Below are 17,799 nucleotides of genomic sequence, written 5' to 3' on the forward strand. Positions count from 1 at the left end.
CAAGTCATCGGCCCAGGCGCTCCAGCCAGGCCAGCACCCGGCCCAGCACCTCGTCGCCATTGGTGTCCAGCATGCAGAAATGCGAATTGCCGGTAATGCCTGCGGCCGGCAGGTCCAGCACCTCGGCACGGCCGCCCAGGCGGCGCAGCAGTTGCCAATACACATCGGTCTGCGCGCGGTACTTCTGCCACTGCGGGCTGTGCGCGAAATGGTCGCCCCACACCGCCAGATGCGGGATGGCCGAGGCAGGCGCGAAGGCATCCGCCCCCTCCTGCCCCTGTTGCCCCTGCTGCCCTTCTTGCACCACCGGCATGCCCGTAGGCTCGACGCCCACCACGGCGCGCACCAGGTGCGGCTTGCGGATGGCCGCATGCGCGGCAAAGCCACCGCCCTGGCTGTGGCCCATCACCACGCAAGGGCCGAACTGCTCCAGCAGCGCGTCATAGGCCGCCATGGCCATGGCCTCATGCCCCAGCCAGCGCGGCACCATCTGCCGCACCAGGGCACCAAAATTCTCGTGCGGAAACCGCTGGCCAACGAAGGGCTCGCCCACACCGTCGCCCGAAGGCGCGCCATGGCCTATGCGAAACAGCTGCCACGCCTCCTCGGCACTGCGGAACACGGGTGCCTCGGCATAGATCTCGGGGAACATCGCCCAGCCCGCGCGGCCGCGCTCCACGGCATCGCAGACCACCACGTCATGGCCGGCCTCCAGCAGCCGCCACAGCCAGCCCTGGCGGCCATCGGGCGTGGACTCCCACTGCGCCCCGGTCATGCCGCCGCCGTGCCACAGCAGCACGGGCAGAGGGCTGCGCGGATGCGCCAGCCGGTACTCCATGGCGTACATCTGGCCTACGGCGTAGCTGCCATTCATGTCCAGCGGCCGCTCGCCGCCGTTGCGCACCACTTCCCTGTGCTGGATCGGCAGATCCCGCACCGTGCGCTGCGCACCGCCAATGAAATGGCTTTGCATCTTCCTGAGGCAAACTTCAGGCATAACAGGGCTTCTCTCGCATGCCGCCATGCTAGGCATGCCCCGCCTTGGTGCTGTGCCGATTGCGGCGGGGCTGTGCCGGATCAGCACAGCTCTGCGCCCACCCTACCCATGCACGAACTCAACCTCAAACTGCTGCAGGACCTGCAGGCCCTGGCCGACACCGGCAGCCTCTACAAGGCCGCCGAGCGCCGCCACATCACCCACCCTGCCTTCGGCCGCCGCATCCGCGCGCTGGAGGAATGGGCGGGCACGCCCCTGGTCGAGCGCGGCCACCAATCCACCACGCTCACGGCCGCCGGCAAGACGCTGCTGGCCTCGGCCCATGAAGTGCTGGGCATCCTGGAGCAGACCCATGGCCTGCTGCAGCGCCCGCACCGCACGCGCGATGAAACCATCACCATCGCGGCCGGCCGCACGCTGTCGCACACCGTCCTGCCGGGCATCATCACCGCCCTCAACCAGGCCATGCCCCAGCTGTGCTGGAAAGTGGTCACCACCAGCCTGGACTACGGCGTGGAAATGCTGCTGCAAGGCAAGGTGGACCTGCTCATGTGCCACGCCCAGCCCGCCATCGAAGGCAGCCTTCAGGGCCACCACCTGGCCTGGCTGCCCGTGGGCCAGGACACGCTGATCCCCGTCAGCATCCCCCTGGTCCCGCAACTGCCCAAATACGCCCTGCCCGCCCACGGCGGCGGCCCGCTGGTGCCCTACCTGGACTATGCGCAAAGCATGTCCCTGGGCAAGATCCTGCGCAGCCACCTGCACGAACTGTGCGACACCACGCGCCTGCGCACCGTCTACGAGGCCGACCTCGCCGACTCCCTGCACGCCATGGTCCACCAGGGCCTGGGCCTGGCCTGGCTGCCGCTCACCCTCGTCAAAGCCGACCTGACCGAGGGCCGCCTGGCCCGCGCGGCCGGGCCCGACAAGGACGTGCCCATCAACGTGCGGCTGTACCGCCGGCCTGCGGCGCAGAGCAAGCCGCTCACGCGCAGGGTGTGGGCGGGGTTGGAGAATCTTTATGGGAGGAGTCAGAAATCTTGAATAGCATCGCCACCACCAATAGCAGCAAGCAAACAGGCGGCATCAAGACTCTTTCAATATTGAGTAAATCTCAATAACCAGAAAAATTAAGATAATCGGCAATATTATCTTTGCAAACATTGGTAGATATTTATAAACACTTTCTCTCATCGACTCTGACAGAAGCCAGCCAAAGACAAACATCAACGCCACAAACCAGATAACTGATGCCACGATGGCCCCCGAAATGAAGCTCACCGGATGTGTCGATACGGCGGCCATCCCTCCTAGAAAGACTACCGTGTCAATCCACGAATAGGGGTTTGCAAGAGACAACTCCCCCATGCGTAGAAAATCACCCCTGAGACGATCACTACCCACCGCATCCACGGAAAGGCCTTTGCGATCAATCGAGAGAAACAAATACACAATATAAAATACTGCCAACACCCTGATGCTCATACCCACAGCAGAGATTCCGCTGGTCATCCCAAACAGCAACGCCCCCGCCGCAATCAGAAATGCATCAGAGGCAACCGCGACAAATGCCATCGAGAGAAGACCTCTTCGCAAGACGCACATCTTGATGAAGAAGATATCTTTTGGGCTGGGAATACTGATGATTCCCAGACCGAAAGCTATACCGAGAAAGAAAGTATCCTCATCCATCAATTTATCTCTGCATTACCAAATGATATATGATTTTCCTGAATATGCTGCGAGAAATTCATCAATCTTCTTTTGTAGAAACTTGAATAATTTTTATTCAAATCCGGATTAAGAAAATAGACCACTGAAGTTCTATTCATTTCCAATTGATTGTCCACAGAATGATATATCGATTTGATCGCATGGTCTGACAAAATCGATAGTGCCGAGCCGGCCATCACAATAAATTCTCCATCTGCAAAATTTACTTGCTCCATTACTTTCCCATTATGCAAGGAAAGCCCCTTTGAGTTAGCTGTTATGAATGTAAGAAAGTGGCCATCCTCATGCGGCTCTTGAGCATAATCCCTACCATTGACTGCATTGTCTTTATAGTAAAGACATGCCTGCAAATATGAATAACATCGCCCAGATGGTTTATCATCCATGTCGAATCTAGAGAATATCTCATCCAAAATACAATCTGCAAGCCTGCTCATCCTATTCTCCAACTGCTCGGCCAATTTGTAGACCATTGCATCAGTCACGCCATTTTTCTTGTTTACCTCACTCCTTGAATACCAATAACAAAATCTCTCACAAATATCAGCATAGCTATTGATGTTGGAAAATTCGCTACCAATCCCCATAAATCCATCGCTGTGTTTCTGATCGGAATGAGACAATTTATACTCGAAATCGGAACTACGCACAGACTCAGCAAATTCAAGGACAAGGTTATACAAATCATCATCGACCGAAAACTTACAATAACCATCTTTGATGATTCTTTGAACCACACTTTCCAAAGTACCAATTTTCCCAACGGCTAGATTTGGCCTAATTCCAATTTCATTCATCACAACACTCCCAGCTGATTCCAAAAATTAAGCGTTCAGTTGAACCGAACGTGCGGCAAATATCATTACAATTCTTCAGAAGCCCGCCCTCCATTGCAGATACTAGTTGCCGCGCATTTCTTTTTCCATAGTTTCGTCTTAGGAAAATTCTGGTTTTTAGCAATCAACCCAACTCCCCCCTGAAGACAAAGGCATCGAGAGTCTGATCGGTCAAGAAATTCGCAACTTATCGCTCTCTCGCACAGTCTGTATCCCATAAACACAAAGGGCATTTGAACTTGCCAGCGCCGCCTCCATCGTCGTTAGACGGGAAGTGCGAAAGCCTCATTTCCTTGCCGGCAAGCGGCAAATCCAGGTGCGATGCTGGGTGCCCAAGCAAAGCACTTCACTCGAAAATTCATCCGTGAACCGGAATTTCTGCCTTGCTGATCAAGCACGCCTGCCTGAACTATGGTTGTCATTGGCATCGTGGCGGCTGCAGCCTCTGCCCAGGACTTTCCCCTTGGCCCCGCTGCAGCCTTGAACTAGCATGGCCTGCACCGTCCCGGCCGGGGCGGATCTTCCCTGGGCATCGATGAGCTTTCCCGTTCAGATTCCGATCCGAGTCCCCTGCCCTCCGGGCGTCTGCATCTGTGAGCACGATGCCCTGCTCGCCGACTCCATGGCCGACCAGCGCATCCTGCGACTCACCAGGGAAGAGGAAAAACGCCTGCTACACCGGCTGGAGCAGATCACCAGCCTGCAGGACCTGCGCCATGTGGAGCAGCGCATGTATGAGCAGCTTGGCATCCGCGTGCGCGTCGAGCCCGGCGCCAGCGAAGTGCGCACCGTGCGCGGCATACAGATCGAGGTCCTGCCCATGCGCGGGCTGTGCAGCAAGACGCGGCAGGCGATTCCTGCGGCGATTCGGCGGGGGATGGAGAGGACGCCGGGGGTGGCGTTTGAGTTGTTGGATGAGGGGGGGTTGTTTGGGTGAGACCTATTACTACACCGACTTTATTTGAAAAATCCAAGTATATACAGAGAACTCAAGCATCAAATCACATATTAAGGAATATATAAATGCATTTTCAAAATACATTAAATTTCAATAAACGCCAAATAATAAGAGAAATGAAAAGATATTCACTAAATAGTGTATTGCAAGAATGCATTGAGATGATTAATTCAAAAGATTGCAAAGCAAAATGGGTTATTTATCTGATAATAAAATGGAAATTTATTTCTACCGATAAGAAACAAGATTTTTACAGAGGCATATATTGCAACAAAAACAAAATAGACCAATGGAGTCAGATTATATGGAAAAGTGAGTCCAACCTAGATAACATCCACCACTTTCTAAGAAATATGTTTGATACCCAGATAATTTGGCAGAAAAATTATCAACCAGACGTTTTCTTTTTCCCAAGCTTTATCAATTCACTTAGCGAAGATAATTTAATAAGAAAGCATATATTATCACGCTACAAAATATCAATCACCGAGTTAAAGCTGCTTTTTACGCTTCTTTATCAATTCAGAATAAATCACCAAAACTCCATAACAGTTGCCAAAGCGATAAGTACAGATCTGCATGCAGTATTAATTTCAATTATTGAAGATTTGACTTTTACATGGAAAGAATTAGCAGGAAATGGATTGGACGCCAATCTACCTTACGATGAGGCCTTGATAAAATATTTAGCAAGTATAAACTTAGAGGAAAATACTTTTGAATCAACTGAATCTCCGTGGCTTGAAAATTATCCAATAATAGAAATCAATGAGAAATTCATTTTTTCTGTCGATTCATTATTATGGCAAAGAAAAATATCCAATTATTTCTACGAAAAACTGTCAATTGAACTGGATAATTTCTCCGAAGTTTTTGGAAAAAATTTTGAAGATTACTGTAAAAATATAATACTAAGCAATTTCGGAAATGATAAAGTAAAAATAGATCTTCCTAAATCTTCTGTTAATGCTGATCTTATAGCAGAAGATGAAAATTATTTTTATATCATAGAAATAAAACATAAGAAATATGATAAAAATATATTCAGCCTTGAAAATTCCAAGCGTTTATCTAGTCATTTATTTAATCAAGTCGTAAAAGGATATAAACAAATAAAGGCTACAGCCCAAAATATTGATGATTATAAAATTTTTAAATTCAAAAGAAAACCATTAAATAAGCGAAGAATAGGATTCGTCATCACAGAGCGTAGCTATAAAATTGGTCATGGTGTTCATTTCACAGCTTTAGCAGGGGATGAGCACAAAATTGACGATACTCATATTCAAGATAAAGATATATTTTTTATTGGAATTCAAGAGTTTGAGCTCCTGCTTTTAGCCAGCCGCGATAACTCATTGTTCTTGGGTGACGTTGCAAATATGTGTTTTGATCAACGCCAGAGCTTTATTGAACGTATTGATGTGTCCAAGAAGCTAACGCTAAAAAGTCAAACAGGCGCCGAAGTAATTAAACAAGAATGCTTTGATTTTTTGAGCCGATTTGCACTTGAGCAAGAATCAAAAATTTAAAACAAACTAATATTCATCACCACAAACAGGAAGAATTTAATTAAATAACTTATTTTCTTTAATCAAATTTATTGAATTTTCAAAAATATTACACAAAATAACAACGTTCAATAAAATATATAAATATTCTCTCCACAATGACTGAATTTTTATCGCATATTCTTGAGCGACAACTGCGCCGCCTTATTATCCGTATCCGAATATAAGAACGCCATCGGAACCTTGCGCACGGTCAGGAGGTCCGGTCTGTGTTTCCCCAGCTCATAGCGATTGACCCGTGGCCAACCACAAACTGGTAGGCACCTGCCTCAAGTCCATCCGGCAGCCCCCATCTTCTTGAACACCCTGTCAATCAGCTACGCAACTCGTAGTATCTGCGTCACGAAAAACCGGCAAGCATCATCCCTTTCTGAAGGAGATGCAATGTCAGATGCCAATGGAATGCTTCGTGGAGAGTCGAACCCATGAAGCACATCCCCCCATCCCCTCCCCCCGAAAACACCCACGCCCAGAAGCTCGCAACAGCGCTGCACGAAATGGACCGCTTCGTGCAGCAAGGCTGTGCCGAGGTTTCCGCCCTGGCCCAGCTGGCGCTGGCCTGGCTGGAGATTCCCGAGGGCCATCAGCGGCTGGACGTGGTGGCGCAGGCGCTGGTGACCATTCGCAACAGCGCTGAATCGCTGGCGGAGTTCGCGGGCAGTGAGGCCCGGGTAATGAACTGCGAGTACGAGGACCAGGCGGAGGTGCGCCGCAGCGAGGCGGCCAAGGTGGCTGCCGAAGAGGCCGGGCATGTGTACACCGTGGTGGGGCCTGGGGCGGCGCGGGGCGTCAGGTAGTCCCGCAGGTACTGGGTCTGCGCCCCGTTGCACCTTGCCCGTCCGTCTATCCCTTGCGTGTGCGAAACAGCAGCCACAGCAGATACACCCCGCCCAGCAGCCCCGTCACCAGCCCGATGGGCAGATGCAGGCGCACGGGTGCCCACTGGCTGAGCATGTCGGCCGCAAGTAGCAGAACGGCGCCCATGGCTGCCGCCGTGAACAGGGGCACGTCGGGCGACAGGCCCAGGCGCCTGGCCAACTGGGGCGCGGCCAGCGCGATGAAGGCGATGGGCCCCGCCGCTGCCGTGGCAATGGCGGTCAGGGCCACGGCAGCCATCACCATGGTGAGCCGCGTGCGCGGCACGTTGACGCCGAGCTGGGTGGCGGCATCGTCGCCCAGCTCCAGCAGGTTGATGCGGCGAGCGCACCACAGCACGACGGGCACGATGGCGATAAAGCCCAGCGCGGCGGGCACGACATGCGCCCAGGTCCGCGCGCTGAGCGAGCCGGCCAGCCAGCGCTGCGCGGCGACGGCCCGGTCCAGGTCCCCCATGACCAGCAAGATGGTGTTCAGGCCCGAGAGCGTGGCCCCCACGCCTATGCCCACCAGCACCAGCCGGTAGCCGCCGGCAGCACGCCGGCCTCCGGACAGCGCAAGCACGACCGCCGCCGTGGCCATGCCCGACAGCACGGCGGCCAGCGATGTCCACAGCGGCCCGGCGTCACCCAGCACGATGAGCGCAATCGCCCCGCTGGCCGCGCCGGTGGTGAAGCCGATCACGTCCGGCGAGCCCAGCGCGTTGCGGGAGATGGACTGGAAGATGGCACCCGCCATGCCAAGCGACGCGCCCACGAAGACGGCCGTGAGGACACGCGGCAGCCGCACCCGCTGCACGATGCGCTCTGCTGCGGGGTTGGAGCCCGTGCCCAGCAGGCTGTCGAGCACTTCGGCGGGGCTGAGGGACAGGGTTCCCGTGCCCAGCAGCAGCACACCCAGCACCAGGGCCAGCACGACCAGCGCCATGCCCACGGCCAGCGGCCTGGGCCGCCAGAGAAACGAACAGGCTCCCCAGCGCACGACGGATGTGTTCACGGAGGTCTTCATAGCCTGCTCAACCGGTATCTGCACGCCACCCAGACAAAGAACGGCCCGCCGATCAGGCAGGCGACGATGCCCGCAGCCACTTCGGCAGGCGCCGCGACGACGCGGCCCAGCACATCGGCACCCAGCAGCAGCACCGCCGCGTAGAGCGCGGACAGCGGCAGTATCCAGCGGTAGTCCGGCCCGCACGAGAGGCGTGCAAGATGCGGCGCCACCAGGCCGACGAAGGCGATGGGCCCCACGGCCGCCGTGGCCGCCCCGGCCAGCAGCATGACCGCAAGGCAGGCCAGTTGCGCGGTGGCGCGCACATTGACACCCAGCGCCAGGCCCACGTCATGCCCCAGCGCCATGGCGTTGAGCTGGCCGACGATGGCCCAGGCCGCCGCCAGCCCCGCCGCCACGGCAGCCGCCAGCACGGCGGCGCTGGCATAGCCGCTGCCCTCCAGGGAACCGGCCGCCCAGTGGCGGAAGCCGTCGAAGACTTCCGGGGGTGCGTTGAGCAGGATGATGCCGGCGCTGGAGGTGAGCATGACCGACAGGCCGGCCCCGGCCAGGACCAGGCGCACCGGGTGCGCGCCCGCGCCCCGGGACTGGCCGAACGCGAAGACGGCAGCGCCCGCCAGCCCCGCGCCGGCAAAGGCGCACCAGACGTACTGGAGCACGGACGTCAGGCCGAAGGCCGTCATGCCGATGAGCACGGCCAGCGCCGCACCCGCGTTGACGCCCAGCAGGCCCGGCTCCGCCAGGGGATTGCGGGTGACGGCCTGCATGAGCGCGCCGGCCACGCCCAGCGCCATGCCGGCCAGGATGGCCACCACGGTGCGGGGCATGCGCAGCAGGCTGACGATCAGGTGCTGGTCATCACGCAGGTCCGGAGCCCGCAGCGCGCCGAGGATGTCGGCCAGCGCAATGTCGCGCGAGCCGACGGTGATGCCGAGCACGGCGATGATGGCCAGCGCCAGCAGCCCGCCTGCAAGGCCCAGCCAACGCCTGCACTGCAGGGGAGCGCGCGGAGCACGCGAGGCAGGCCGCGCCGCCGCGCCTTGGAGCCGTGCACGCATGGCTCAGCGGAAATGGCTTGCCACGGCGTCGACCATCTGCTGCCCCGAGTAGTAGTCGATGCGAAACGAGGTCGGGCCCAGCGGATAGACGCGCCGCCCGGCAACGGCGGGCAGGTTGGCCAGCAGCGGATCGTCCAGGAAGGCCTGCACATCGCCCTGCGAGGCGCCGAGCAGGAAGACGGCGTCGCCGGTGATGGCGGCCGAGAGATTCTCGCGGGAGATGAATTCGAAGTCCGAGGCGCGTGTGACCTGGGCGGCCAGCGCGGGCGGCAGGCCCTCCACCTTGAAGCCCAGCGCGGCCAGCAGCCGCGCATGGGGGCTGGCGGCGCGGCCTATGGAGTAGCTGCCGGCCAGGTTGTAGGCGACGATGCTGACGGGCTGGGCCGGTGGCGTGATGGAGGCGGCGGTCTGCGCCACATGGGCATCGAAGCGGGCAATGGCTGCGGCGGCCTGCTTCGCATGGCCGGTGATGCGGCCCAGCTCGGTGGCGATGTCCTGCCAGGACTGGCTGGAGTAGTCGACCACGACCATGGGCACGCCCTGCGCCTGCAGTTCGGTGCGGTGCTGGGCCACGCTGTCGGCCCCGGTGGCGGAGGCCACCAGCAGGTCGGGGCTGGCGCCGATGGCGGCCTCGATGTCGAATTGCAGGTTGCGGTAGAGCACCTGCACGCCGCGCTTGTCGGCAACGGCGGCCCATTGCGAGAAAAAGCCCTTGTCGTCGGTCATGCGGCTGGGCGTGGTCGCGGCGGTCGCAACGACCGGCGCATCGATGGCCAGCAGGATGCCGGTCACGCTGGGCGAGGTGGAGACGATGCGCCGGGGCAGCGGTGCATGGTCTGCATGTGCTGCAGCCGGCGTACCCGATGCATGCGACGCATGCGATGTATCCGACGTATGCGGTGCGGCGCCCGCCACGGGAACGGCTGCGCGGGGAAACCATGCGACACAGGCCAGCACGGCCAGTGCGGCGGCCGCGCCCAGGGCGGCAAGTTGGAGTCTGTTCATCTCGATCCGAAGCGACGGGGCCGGGCGCCAGGGCGGCGTCTTCAGCGTATTCCGTATTGTAGAATTCATTCCACATTGCAAACACTGAAGGACCTATCGATTGTGGGAAATGACCGGCCATGACGCAGCGCCTGAGTGCTGATGCGGTGACGCTGCGCTACGGCGAGCGCACGATTTCTCAGGGCCTGTCCCTTGCCATTCCCGATGGCTCCTTCACCGTCATCGTGGGGCCGAACGCCTGCGGCAAGTCCACCCTGCTGCGCGCGCTGTCGCGGCTGCTGGTGCCGGTGGCCGGGCAGGTCATCCTGGATGGCCGGCACATCTCGCAATTTCCCGCCAAGGAGGTGGCACGGCGCCTGGGCCTGCTGCCGCAAAGCGCGGTGGCGCCCGAGGGCATCACGGTGGCGGACCTGGTGGCGCGGGGGCGCTACCCCCATCAATCCTTCCTGAGGCAGTGGACGGACGCGGATGAGCAGGCCGTGGCCGAGGCCATGCAGGCCACCGATGTGGCAGCGCTGTCCGACCGCCTGCTGGACGAGCTGTCAGGCGGCCAGCGCCAGCGGGTGTGGATTGCGATGGTGCTGGCGCAGCAGACGCCGATCCTGCTGCTGGACGAGCCCACGACGTTCCTGGACATCGCCCACCAGATCGAGCTGATGGAGCTGCTGGCGGATCTCAACGACGCCGGCCGCACGGTGGTTGCGGTGCTGCACGACCTCAACCAGGCCTGCCGCTATGCCTCGCACCTGATCGCCATGCGCGACGGGCGCATTGCCGCGCAGGGCGCGCCCGGGGCGATCTTCACGGAGCAGTTGGTGCAGGAAGTGTTCGGCCTGCCGGCCGTGATCATGGCAGACCCTGTGTCGGGGACACCCCTGGTGGTGCCCAGGGGGCGCAGGGCCGTGAATGCCGTGGAGCGCGCCGCAGGGAACTGAGGCGCCCGGCCATTCTTCCCGGCGCGGCTTTCAAGGCGAATCTGCGCTGAAGGCCCGCCCGCCCGTGGACTGGTTGATCAGGCTGGCCTCGCGGAACAGTGCGACCCGGTCTTCCGGTGACTTGAGCTGGCCCAGGTCCGAGACGGTGGTGACCGCGCAGACGATTTCATGCTGCGCATCGAACACCGGCGCCGCCTGGCCCGTGACGTTGGACAGCAGGTGGCTGGTCATCTCGGACCAGCAGCGCTCGCGCACTTCGTCGAGCACGGCCTTGGCCGGCGGCTTGCCACGGAAATGGGCGGGCTGCTGGCGCCGTGCGGCGTCGATGGTGGCCTTGGGCAGGAAGGCCTGGAACACCAGGCCGCAGGCGGTGTTGTCTATGGGCAGGATGTCGCCCAGCGCCAGCGGGTTGATCGAGAAGTAGGCGCTGCGGTACCAGCGCACCAGGGTGGGCCCCCGGTCGGTCCAGATGGCCACGCCGCCGCTGAGCGCATGGCTGTGCGTCAGCGCCTTCATGCGCTGCGCCGCAATCTCCACCGCATCCACACGCTTGAGCGCGCCAATGCCGATGCTCAGCGCCGCGCTGCCCAGGTCATACAGGCCGCTGGCCGGGTCCTGCTTGGCCAGGCCTTCCTTGACGAGGCTTTGCAGGTAGCGGTGGGCCGTGGAGCCCCCCGTTCCCGTTCGCCGGGCCACCTCGCCCAGCGCCAGTTCGCTTTCGGCATTGGCCAGGACCATGAGAAACCGGGTGGCGATGGAGACGGACTGGATGGTGCCGGAGCGCTTCTCGCCGGCTGTCGTCTGAGGTGTTGTTGTTTTCAAGGGCTGGGCTTTCTTGCCTGTACCAGGCGCATCGCAGGTGGGGGCGCGGGCGCCGCCGGACTCGATGATACCGGCTCTGCCGAAGGCTCTGCACGGGTGCGCGCACACCATTTCGCCGCTGTTTTTCTCTTCCGCATGTGGGAATGCATTCCCTACTGTGGAATTTCAATGCATGATGGCGACCTTTGAAAAATACGAATCATTCTCATCAAAGGAAGATGCTGTGAAGCTGTGTTTCCATCGCAGGCTCCCGTCCCGGGCGGGCGCCATCGCACTCTCTACCCTGATGGCGCCGGCCGGCGCCTTCGCACAGGGCGCATCGGGTTCCGGGGGGGAGTCCAACGCGCTTGAAGCGGTCGTGGTCAGCGGAGAAAAGGTCAGGCGCGAACTCAAGGACACGGCCTCCTCCGTGTCGGTCAAGGCCGGCAAGGACCTGGCCCGGCAGGAGTCCGGCAATGCCTCGGTCCACGAGGTGCTGCACGATGTGCCCAACGTGGTCTACACCGACACGGTGGGCGCGCCCATCATCCGCGGGCAGGACACGCAGGGCCCCAACAACGGCCAGAACGTCTTCTGGGGCGGCACGGTGCCGCGCGCCACCATCAACCTGGATGGGCACTACCTCAACTACAACGAGATGTTCTTCGGCGCGACCTCGGTCTGGGATGTGGAGAGCATCGAGGTGTTCCGCGGCCCGCAGACCACCTCGCAGGGCGCCAATGCCATTGCGGGCGCCATCGTCGTGAACACCAAGGACCCCAGCTTCAAGCGCGAAGGGGCCTACCAGCTGGAGGCGGGCGACTACCACTCGCGGCGTGCGTCCATCGCCGTCTCCGGCCCCGTGGGCGAGGAGCTGGCCGCGCGGCTGGCCGTGGACTACTCGGGGCGCGATACCTTCATCGACTACACCAATCCGCAGTTCCAGCGGGGCCAGGCCGATCAGGATTTCCGCGCACTCAACGCACGCATGAAGTTCCTGTGGCTGCCCAGCAGCGTTCCCGGCCTGGAGGCCAAGTTCACCTATTCCCACAACGACAGCAACCGCCCCAGCCAGGAGGCGGCGTCCGCTCCGTTCAGCGCGCTGGAGCACTGGACGACGACCATGCCCAGCTGGAAGCAGAAGACCGACACCGGCATCCTCGACCTCAGCTACGAGCTGGGCAACGGCGTGCGGCTGGTCAACCAGTCCCAGTATTCGCGCTCGTCCGTGCAGCGCTACACGGGCATTCCCGGCGAGGGCGATGCCGATATCCGCCAGAACAATGTCTCCAATGAGTTCCGCGCCCTGGTGGGCAGCGACAAGGACCGCCTGAGCGGCTTCGGCGGCGTCTACTACGCGCGCACCGGCACGGACGAAAGCCTGCTGCTGCGCGGCCTGTCCGCCTTCGACGACACGAAGAAGAACCTGGGCGTCTTCGGCGAGCTGAACTGGCGCCTGGCCGACCGCTGGACCCTGACCAGCGGCCTGCGCTACCAGCAGGACGAGGTGGTGCGCACCGGCACTTCGGTGCTGGCACCCACCGCCCTCGACTACACGAAAACCTTCTCGGCCCTGCTGCCCAAGCTGTCCCTGGCCTATGCCGCCACACCGCGCTGGACCGTGGGCGCGCTGGTCAGCCGGGGCTACAACCCGGGCGGTGTGTCGCTGAACCTCACCAGCCGGCAGTGGGCCTATTTCAAGAAGGAGTCGATCTGGAACTACGAGCTGTTCAGCCGCGCCAGCCTGCTCGATGACCGGCTGATGCTCAACACCAACCTGTTCTACATGGACATGCGGGATGCGCAGTACAACATCCCCGTGGTCATCTCCCCGGGCGTGGCCCAGTCCTACACCATCAACGCGGAGAAGGCCCATGCCTACGGCTTCGAGCTGGGCGCCGACTACCGCGCGCTGGACAACCTGCGGATCAAGGCCGGCGTGGGCGTGCTGCGCACCCGCATCGAGGAAATGGGCAGCAACCCCGGCTACGAGCACAACCGCTTCGCCCGCTCGCCCGGCTACAACCTGAGCCTGGGCGTGAGCTGGGACGCCAGCCCCCGGTTCAATGTCTCCGGCCAGGTGCGCCATCTGGACGGCTACTACTCCGATACCGCCAACACGCGCGCCTATGCGGTCGGCTCCAACACCATCGCCGACCTGCGCATGACCTATGCCTACAGCGCGCGCGTGCAGCTGTACGGCTATATCAAGAACGTGTTCGACAGGCGCGCACCGACGTACCTGCAGCAAAACCGCGGCATCGGCGGCATCGAGGCCAGCATGACCGCGCCGCGCATGATCGGCGTGGGCGTGCGCGGAACGTTCTGAGATGGGAATGACAGCAGACATGACACCCCGCAAACCCCTGCACATCGGCCTTTCGCTGGCCCCCACCTGGCTGAGCGGCGACGCCTGGCGGCGGCCCGGCAGCAATATCGAAGGGCTGTACTCCAGCGACTTCGCCCTGGACCTGGCCCGGCGCGCCGAGGCCGCGCACCTGGACTTCGTCTTCCGCCCCGACGTGAGCTTTCTGCCCATGGAGGCGCTGGAGACGGGAGCGGGCTTCGCCAGCCTGGACCCCACGGTGCTGATGGCCGCGCTGGCGCGCGAGACCTCGCGCATCGGCCTGGTGTCCACGGTATCGACCACGTTTTTTCCGCCCTATGCGGTGGCGCGCCAGCTGCAGTCGCTGCACTGGATCAGCAACGGCCGCGCCGGGTGGAACATCGTCACGGCCCTGCAGGGCCACGAGAACTTCGGGCTGCAGGCCATGCCCGATGCCGATGAACGCTATGCGCGGGCCGCAGAGTTCACCGACGTGGTGCGCCGGCTGTGGGCCAGCTTCCCCAACGAGGCCTTGAAGATCGACCGGGACAGCGGCCGCTACGCCGACGCCTCGCTGGTCCACCCCATAGACCACGAGGGACCGCACCTGAAGGTGCGCGGCCCGCTGAACCTGCCGGAGTTCGGCGGCCCGCGCATTCCGCTGGTGCAGGCGGGCGCGTCCAGCACAGGGCGCGACTTTGCCGCATCGGTGGCAGACATTGTTTTCGCCCCCACGCCGGACCTGGACGCGGCGCTGGAGCTGCGCCGGGACCTGTCTCGGCGCGCCCAGCGCCATGGGCGCCAGGCGCAGGATGTGCGCCTGCTGCCCGGCCTGAGCCTGTACCTGGCCGACACCCGCGAGCAGGCCCGGGAGATGTTCCAGCAGACGCACGGCCGGGTGGACAGGGACCGCAAGCTGGCATCGATCAAGGCCATGGTCGGCCTGGACCTGACGGACTGGCCCGCAGGCCGGCCGATCACCGCAGCCGACCTTCCGCCGCCCGTGGCAACCCCGTCCAGCCGCACGCATGCGGGCCTGCTCAGGCGCCTGATGGAACGCGAATCATTGCGCATCGACGAGCTGCTGCAGCGGCCGGAAATCCTCTCCGCCGCGCACTGGCAGGTGGTCGGCACGGTGGACGATGCCGTGGCGCAGATCACCGAGTGGAGCGCCGCTGGCGCCGTCGACGGCTTTCTGGCCGCGCCCGGCGGCTCCGTCGAGTCCCTGCATTGCGTGCTGGAGCAGCTGGTGCCGCGCCTGGTGGAGGCCGGTCTGTTCCGCTCCCGCTACACGGGCACCACGTTCATGGAGCACCTCGACGAGTCGAGGTAGGGGCTGCGCCCTGCCCTCGCCGGGCCTTCACTGCGCCCGCGTGTCGGAACCGCCATCGGGCTCGAAAGCAAAGCCCACGCCATAGACGGAGCGAATCCACTCATGGCGGTCGTCCGCCGCCTTGAGCTTTTTGCGCAGGTTCTTGATGTGGCTGTCGATGGCGCGTTCGTTCACGTCCAGCGTGTCGGCGCAGGCCAGCTCCAGCAGCTGCGCGCGGGAGTACAGGCGGCCGGGCTGGCGCATCAGGGCCTGCAGCAAGGTCAGCTCCCGCTTGGTCAGCGGCAGCACGCTGCCGTTGAGCATGGCGCGGCCCTGCTCGGGCAGCAGCGTCAGGCGTTGCTGCGCGGGGCCGGGGCCGGCACTGCGGCGCAGCACGGCCTTGACGCGGGCCACGACTTCGCGCGGGGCGAAGGGCTTGCAGATGTAGTCGTCCGCGCCCAGCTCCAGGCCCAGCAGGCGGTCCATTTCCTCGACACGCGCGGTGAGCAAGATGACGGGGCTGGCGCTGTGGGGGCGGAACTGGCGCAGGATGTCCAGGCCGTCCAGCCCCGGCAGCATGATGTCCAGCAAAGTGAGGTCGGGCGGGGAGCGCAGCATGCGGTCCAGCGCGTCGCGCCCGTGGCGGATGTGCTCGACTTCGTAGCCTGCATGGCGCAGGTAGTCGATGACGATGGCGGCCATGTCGGTCTCGTCTTCGACCAGGAGGATGCGGGCAGGCTTCATGGCGCGGGATTTTCCAGCAAGGGCAGCCACAGCGTGATGCGCAGGCCGCCCAGCGGCGAGGCGGCGGCCTCGATGCTGCCGCCATGGGCCTGGACGATGGTGCGGCAGATGGCCAGCCCCAGGCCGGAGCCGCCCAGGCCGTCGCCGTCGCGCACGCGGGAGGCGTCCACGCGGTAAAGGCGGTCGAACAGGCGCGGCAGGTGCTGGCTGGCCACGCCGGGAGCCGTGTCGTCCCAGCGCAGCTGCAGCATGCTGCGGTCCTGCAATTGGACGATTTCGGCGGACACCTGCAGCTGCCCGCCCGCAGCCGTGTAGCGCAGGCTGTTTTCCAGCAGGTTGGCAAACACCTGGTGCAGCCGGTGCGGGTCGCCCTGCACCAGCGGCGGCGGAACGCGCGCGGCCAGCTGGTCCACGGTGGAGCGGTCCAGGCCGATGCCCACCTGCTCGAAGCCGGGCCGCGCGCCGTCCAGTGCCTCGCCCAGCAGGGTCAGCACATGCACGGGCACATGGCCCGAGCCGTGCAGGGCCTGCGGGTCGTCCAGGCTCACGCGCAGGTCGCTGACCAGCCGTATCAGCCGCATGATCTGCCGGTGCAGGCGCAGCGCCATGCGGTCGTCCATGGGCAGCACGCCGTCCTGCACGGCCTCGACCTCGGCGCGCATGGTGGACAGGGGTGTGCGCAGCTCATGCGCCACGTCGGCCAGCCAGCGCTGGCGCGAAGCTTCCATGGTGGCCAGCTGCACGGCCATGTCGTTGAAGGTTTCCGCAAGGCGAGCCAGCTCCGCATCGCCCTTGATGGCCACGCGCGTGTCCAGCCGCCCGGCCGCAATGCCGCGCAGGCCGTCGACAAAGGCGGTCAGCGGCTCCAGCCAGCGCCGCGTGAGCCAGGCCGACAGCAGCAGCGCCAACAGCAGGCCGGCCAGCCCGGTCCAGGCCACGAAGTCCATCTGCTGCGCGAGGAAGGCGCGGTCCAGGTCGCGCTGCATGCCCTGCCCGGTCTGCACGGGGGACAGCACGATCTCGCCAATGGCCTGCCCGTTGGCGGCGCGCAGAACGCGGTGCGCCGCACCGGGCTGCGGCGCCATGCCGGAGATGAGCTGGCCCTGGGCATCCAGCAGGCCCACGCGCGCCCACGGGCCGCCGAACGGGCGGTCTGGCGGCGGGCCAGGGCGGTCTGTACGGTCTGTACGGTCGGAGCGCTCTGAGCGATCGGCAGGCTCTACGCCTTCCGGCCCAGGTGGCGGCGGAAACTCCGGGCCCGGCCCCGGACCGTGGCTTCCCTCAAAGCCAGGCCTCGGCTCCGGCATGGGCATGGGCATGGGGGGCCGTGGCCCGGGCTCGCCCGCAGGAAAGCCCCGGCCCATGCCTGCGCCCGGGCGCACCATGTCGCGCCAGAAACCGGGGTTGGCGCGCGCCACATCCCAGCCGCCATTTTGCTCATGGTGCTGGACCAACCGCTCGGCCAGCCCGTCCATGCCGGTCAGCTCCACCTCGGCCATGTACGGGCCCAGGCCCCGCTGCAGCCCCAGGCGCGAGAAGCCGAGAAACACCAGCAGCAGGGCCACCAGCAGCACGGCCAGGGCGAAGAAGGCCTTGTGCTGCAGCTTCAGGCGCGGGAGGCGGAGGCTCATTCAGTTG

16 protein-coding genes are annotated in these 17,799 nt (G+C 62.4%); 7 read left to right on the forward strand and 9 right to left on the reverse strand.

Going from position 1 to position 17,799, the window contains the following annotated elements; genetic code table 11:
- Nucleotides 1–4: 4 nt before the first annotated feature.
- Nucleotides 5–973, reverse strand: coding sequence for an alpha/beta fold hydrolase (locus ACF8ML_RS06130; RefSeq protein WP_392406158.1), 969 nt, complete (start codon nt 971–973; stop codon nt 5–7).
- 132 nt (nt 974–1,105) lie between these two features.
- On the opposite strand from ACF8ML_RS06130, the gene ACF8ML_RS06135 reads away from it, so the two are divergent.
- Complete coding sequence (locus tag ACF8ML_RS06135) at nt 1,106–2,041, forward strand: LysR family transcriptional regulator (RefSeq protein ID WP_012205000.1); 936 nt, start codon at nt 1,106–1,108, stop codon at nt 2,039–2,041.
- 42 nt (nt 2,042–2,083) lie between these two features.
- Here ACF8ML_RS06135 and ACF8ML_RS06140 read toward each other — a convergent pair whose 3' ends face one another.
- Both ACF8ML_RS06140 and ACF8ML_RS06145 read right to left on the reverse strand, forming a co-directional pair.
- Nucleotides 2,084–2,689 carry a LysE/ArgO family amino acid transporter gene (locus tag ACF8ML_RS06140; RefSeq protein ID WP_392406156.1) on the reverse strand — a complete coding sequence of 202 codons (606 nt, stop codon included), beginning with the start codon at nt 2,687–2,689 and terminating at the stop codon, nt 2,084–2,086.
- Entirely contained in the window at nt 2,689–3,528 is an 840-nt protein-coding gene (locus tag ACF8ML_RS06145; RefSeq protein WP_392406155.1) for a 2OG-Fe(II) oxygenase family protein, read from the reverse strand. Before ACF8ML_RS06145 ends, ACF8ML_RS06140 begins: the two co-directional genes overlap by 1 nt.
- Nucleotides 3,529–4,057: 529 nt before the next feature.
- On the opposite strand from ACF8ML_RS06145, the gene ACF8ML_RS06150 reads away from it, so the two are divergent.
- The 3 genes from ACF8ML_RS06150 to ACF8ML_RS06160 all read left to right on the forward strand — a co-directional run bounded on the left by ACF8ML_RS06150 (nt 4,058) and on the right by ACF8ML_RS06160 (nt 6,893).
- Nucleotides 4,058–4,504 (forward strand): hypothetical protein, encoded by a 447-nt coding sequence (locus tag ACF8ML_RS06150; protein WP_392406153.1) that lies wholly within the window; start codon nt 4,058–4,060, stop codon nt 4,502–4,504.
- A gap of 86 nt (nt 4,505–4,590) precedes the next feature.
- Nucleotides 4,591–6,057: a hypothetical protein gene (locus tag ACF8ML_RS06155; protein ID WP_392406151.1), complete on the forward strand. Its 1,467-nt coding sequence runs from the start codon at nt 4,591–4,593 to the stop codon at nt 6,055–6,057.
- Between the two features lie 464 nt (nt 6,058–6,521).
- Complete coding sequence (locus ACF8ML_RS06160) at nt 6,522–6,893, forward strand: hypothetical protein (RefSeq protein ID WP_088165090.1); 372 nt, start codon at nt 6,522–6,524, stop codon at nt 6,891–6,893.
- A gap of 46 nt (nt 6,894–6,939) precedes the next feature.
- Here the strand turns inward: ACF8ML_RS06160 and ACF8ML_RS06165 are convergent, their stop codons facing one another.
- Genes ACF8ML_RS06165 through fepB form a run of 3 tightly spaced genes read right to left on the reverse strand, consistent with a single transcriptional unit; the run spans nt 6,940 to nt 10,043 of the window.
- Nucleotides 6,940–7,980, reverse strand: a complete 1,041-nt coding sequence (locus tag ACF8ML_RS06165) for a FecCD family ABC transporter permease (RefSeq protein WP_392406149.1) — start codon at nt 7,978–7,980, stop codon at nt 6,940–6,942.
- Nucleotides 7,977–9,038, reverse strand: a complete 1,062-nt coding sequence (locus tag ACF8ML_RS06170) for an iron ABC transporter permease (protein ID WP_333906803.1) — start codon at nt 9,036–9,038, stop codon at nt 7,977–7,979. Before ACF8ML_RS06170 ends, ACF8ML_RS06165 begins: the two co-directional genes overlap by 4 nt.
- 3 nt (nt 9,039–9,041) lie before the next feature.
- On the reverse strand, nt 9,042–10,043 hold the full coding sequence (gene fepB / locus ACF8ML_RS06175; RefSeq protein WP_392406147.1) for a Fe2+-enterobactin ABC transporter substrate-binding protein: 1,002 nt from the start codon (nt 10,041–10,043) through the stop codon (nt 9,042–9,044).
- 119 nt (nt 10,044–10,162) lie between these two features.
- Here fepB and ACF8ML_RS06180 point away from each other — a divergent pair, with 119 nt between their 5' ends.
- Nucleotides 10,163–10,978, forward strand: a complete 816-nt coding sequence (locus ACF8ML_RS06180) for an ABC transporter ATP-binding protein (RefSeq protein ID WP_047472422.1) — start codon at nt 10,163–10,165, stop codon at nt 10,976–10,978.
- Between the two features lie 30 nt (nt 10,979–11,008).
- On the opposite strand, the gene ACF8ML_RS06185 is transcribed toward ACF8ML_RS06180, so the two are convergent.
- The gene (locus ACF8ML_RS06185) at nt 11,009–11,800 is read right to left on the reverse strand and encodes an IclR family transcriptional regulator (RefSeq protein WP_096916011.1); all 792 of its coding nucleotides are present in this window, start codon (nt 11,798–11,800) and stop codon (nt 11,009–11,011) included.
- A gap of 358 nt (nt 11,801–12,158) precedes the next feature.
- Between ACF8ML_RS06185 and ACF8ML_RS06190 the strand changes: the two genes are divergently transcribed.
- Nucleotides 12,159–14,108 (forward strand): TonB-dependent receptor, encoded by a 1,950-nt coding sequence (locus ACF8ML_RS06190; RefSeq protein ID WP_223275245.1) that lies wholly within the window; start codon nt 12,159–12,161, stop codon nt 14,106–14,108.
- Between the two features lie 19 nt (nt 14,109–14,127).
- Nucleotides 14,128–15,438: an NtaA/DmoA family FMN-dependent monooxygenase gene (locus ACF8ML_RS06195; protein WP_392406145.1), complete on the forward strand. Its 1,311-nt coding sequence runs from the start codon at nt 14,128–14,130 to the stop codon at nt 15,436–15,438.
- Between the two features lie 27 nt (nt 15,439–15,465).
- Here ACF8ML_RS06195 and ACF8ML_RS06200 read toward each other — a convergent pair whose 3' ends face one another.
- Both ACF8ML_RS06200 and ACF8ML_RS06205 read right to left on the reverse strand, forming a co-directional pair.
- The gene (locus ACF8ML_RS06200) at nt 15,466–16,161 is read right to left on the reverse strand and encodes a response regulator (RefSeq protein WP_160854923.1); all 696 of its coding nucleotides are present in this window, start codon (nt 16,159–16,161) and stop codon (nt 15,466–15,468) included.
- A complete protein-coding gene (locus ACF8ML_RS06205) occupies nt 16,158–17,792 on the reverse strand; it encodes an ATP-binding protein (protein ID WP_392406144.1) in 1,635 nt (544 codons plus the stop codon). The genes ACF8ML_RS06200 and ACF8ML_RS06205 overlap by 4 nt, the downstream gene beginning before the upstream one ends.
- Nucleotides 17,793–17,799 lie beyond the last annotated feature (7 nt).

Source organism: Delftia sp. WSY_10, assembly GCF_043104705.1.
Taxonomy (GTDB): domain Bacteria; phylum Pseudomonadota; class Gammaproteobacteria; order Burkholderiales; family Burkholderiaceae_C; genus Comamonas; species Comamonas tsuruhatensis.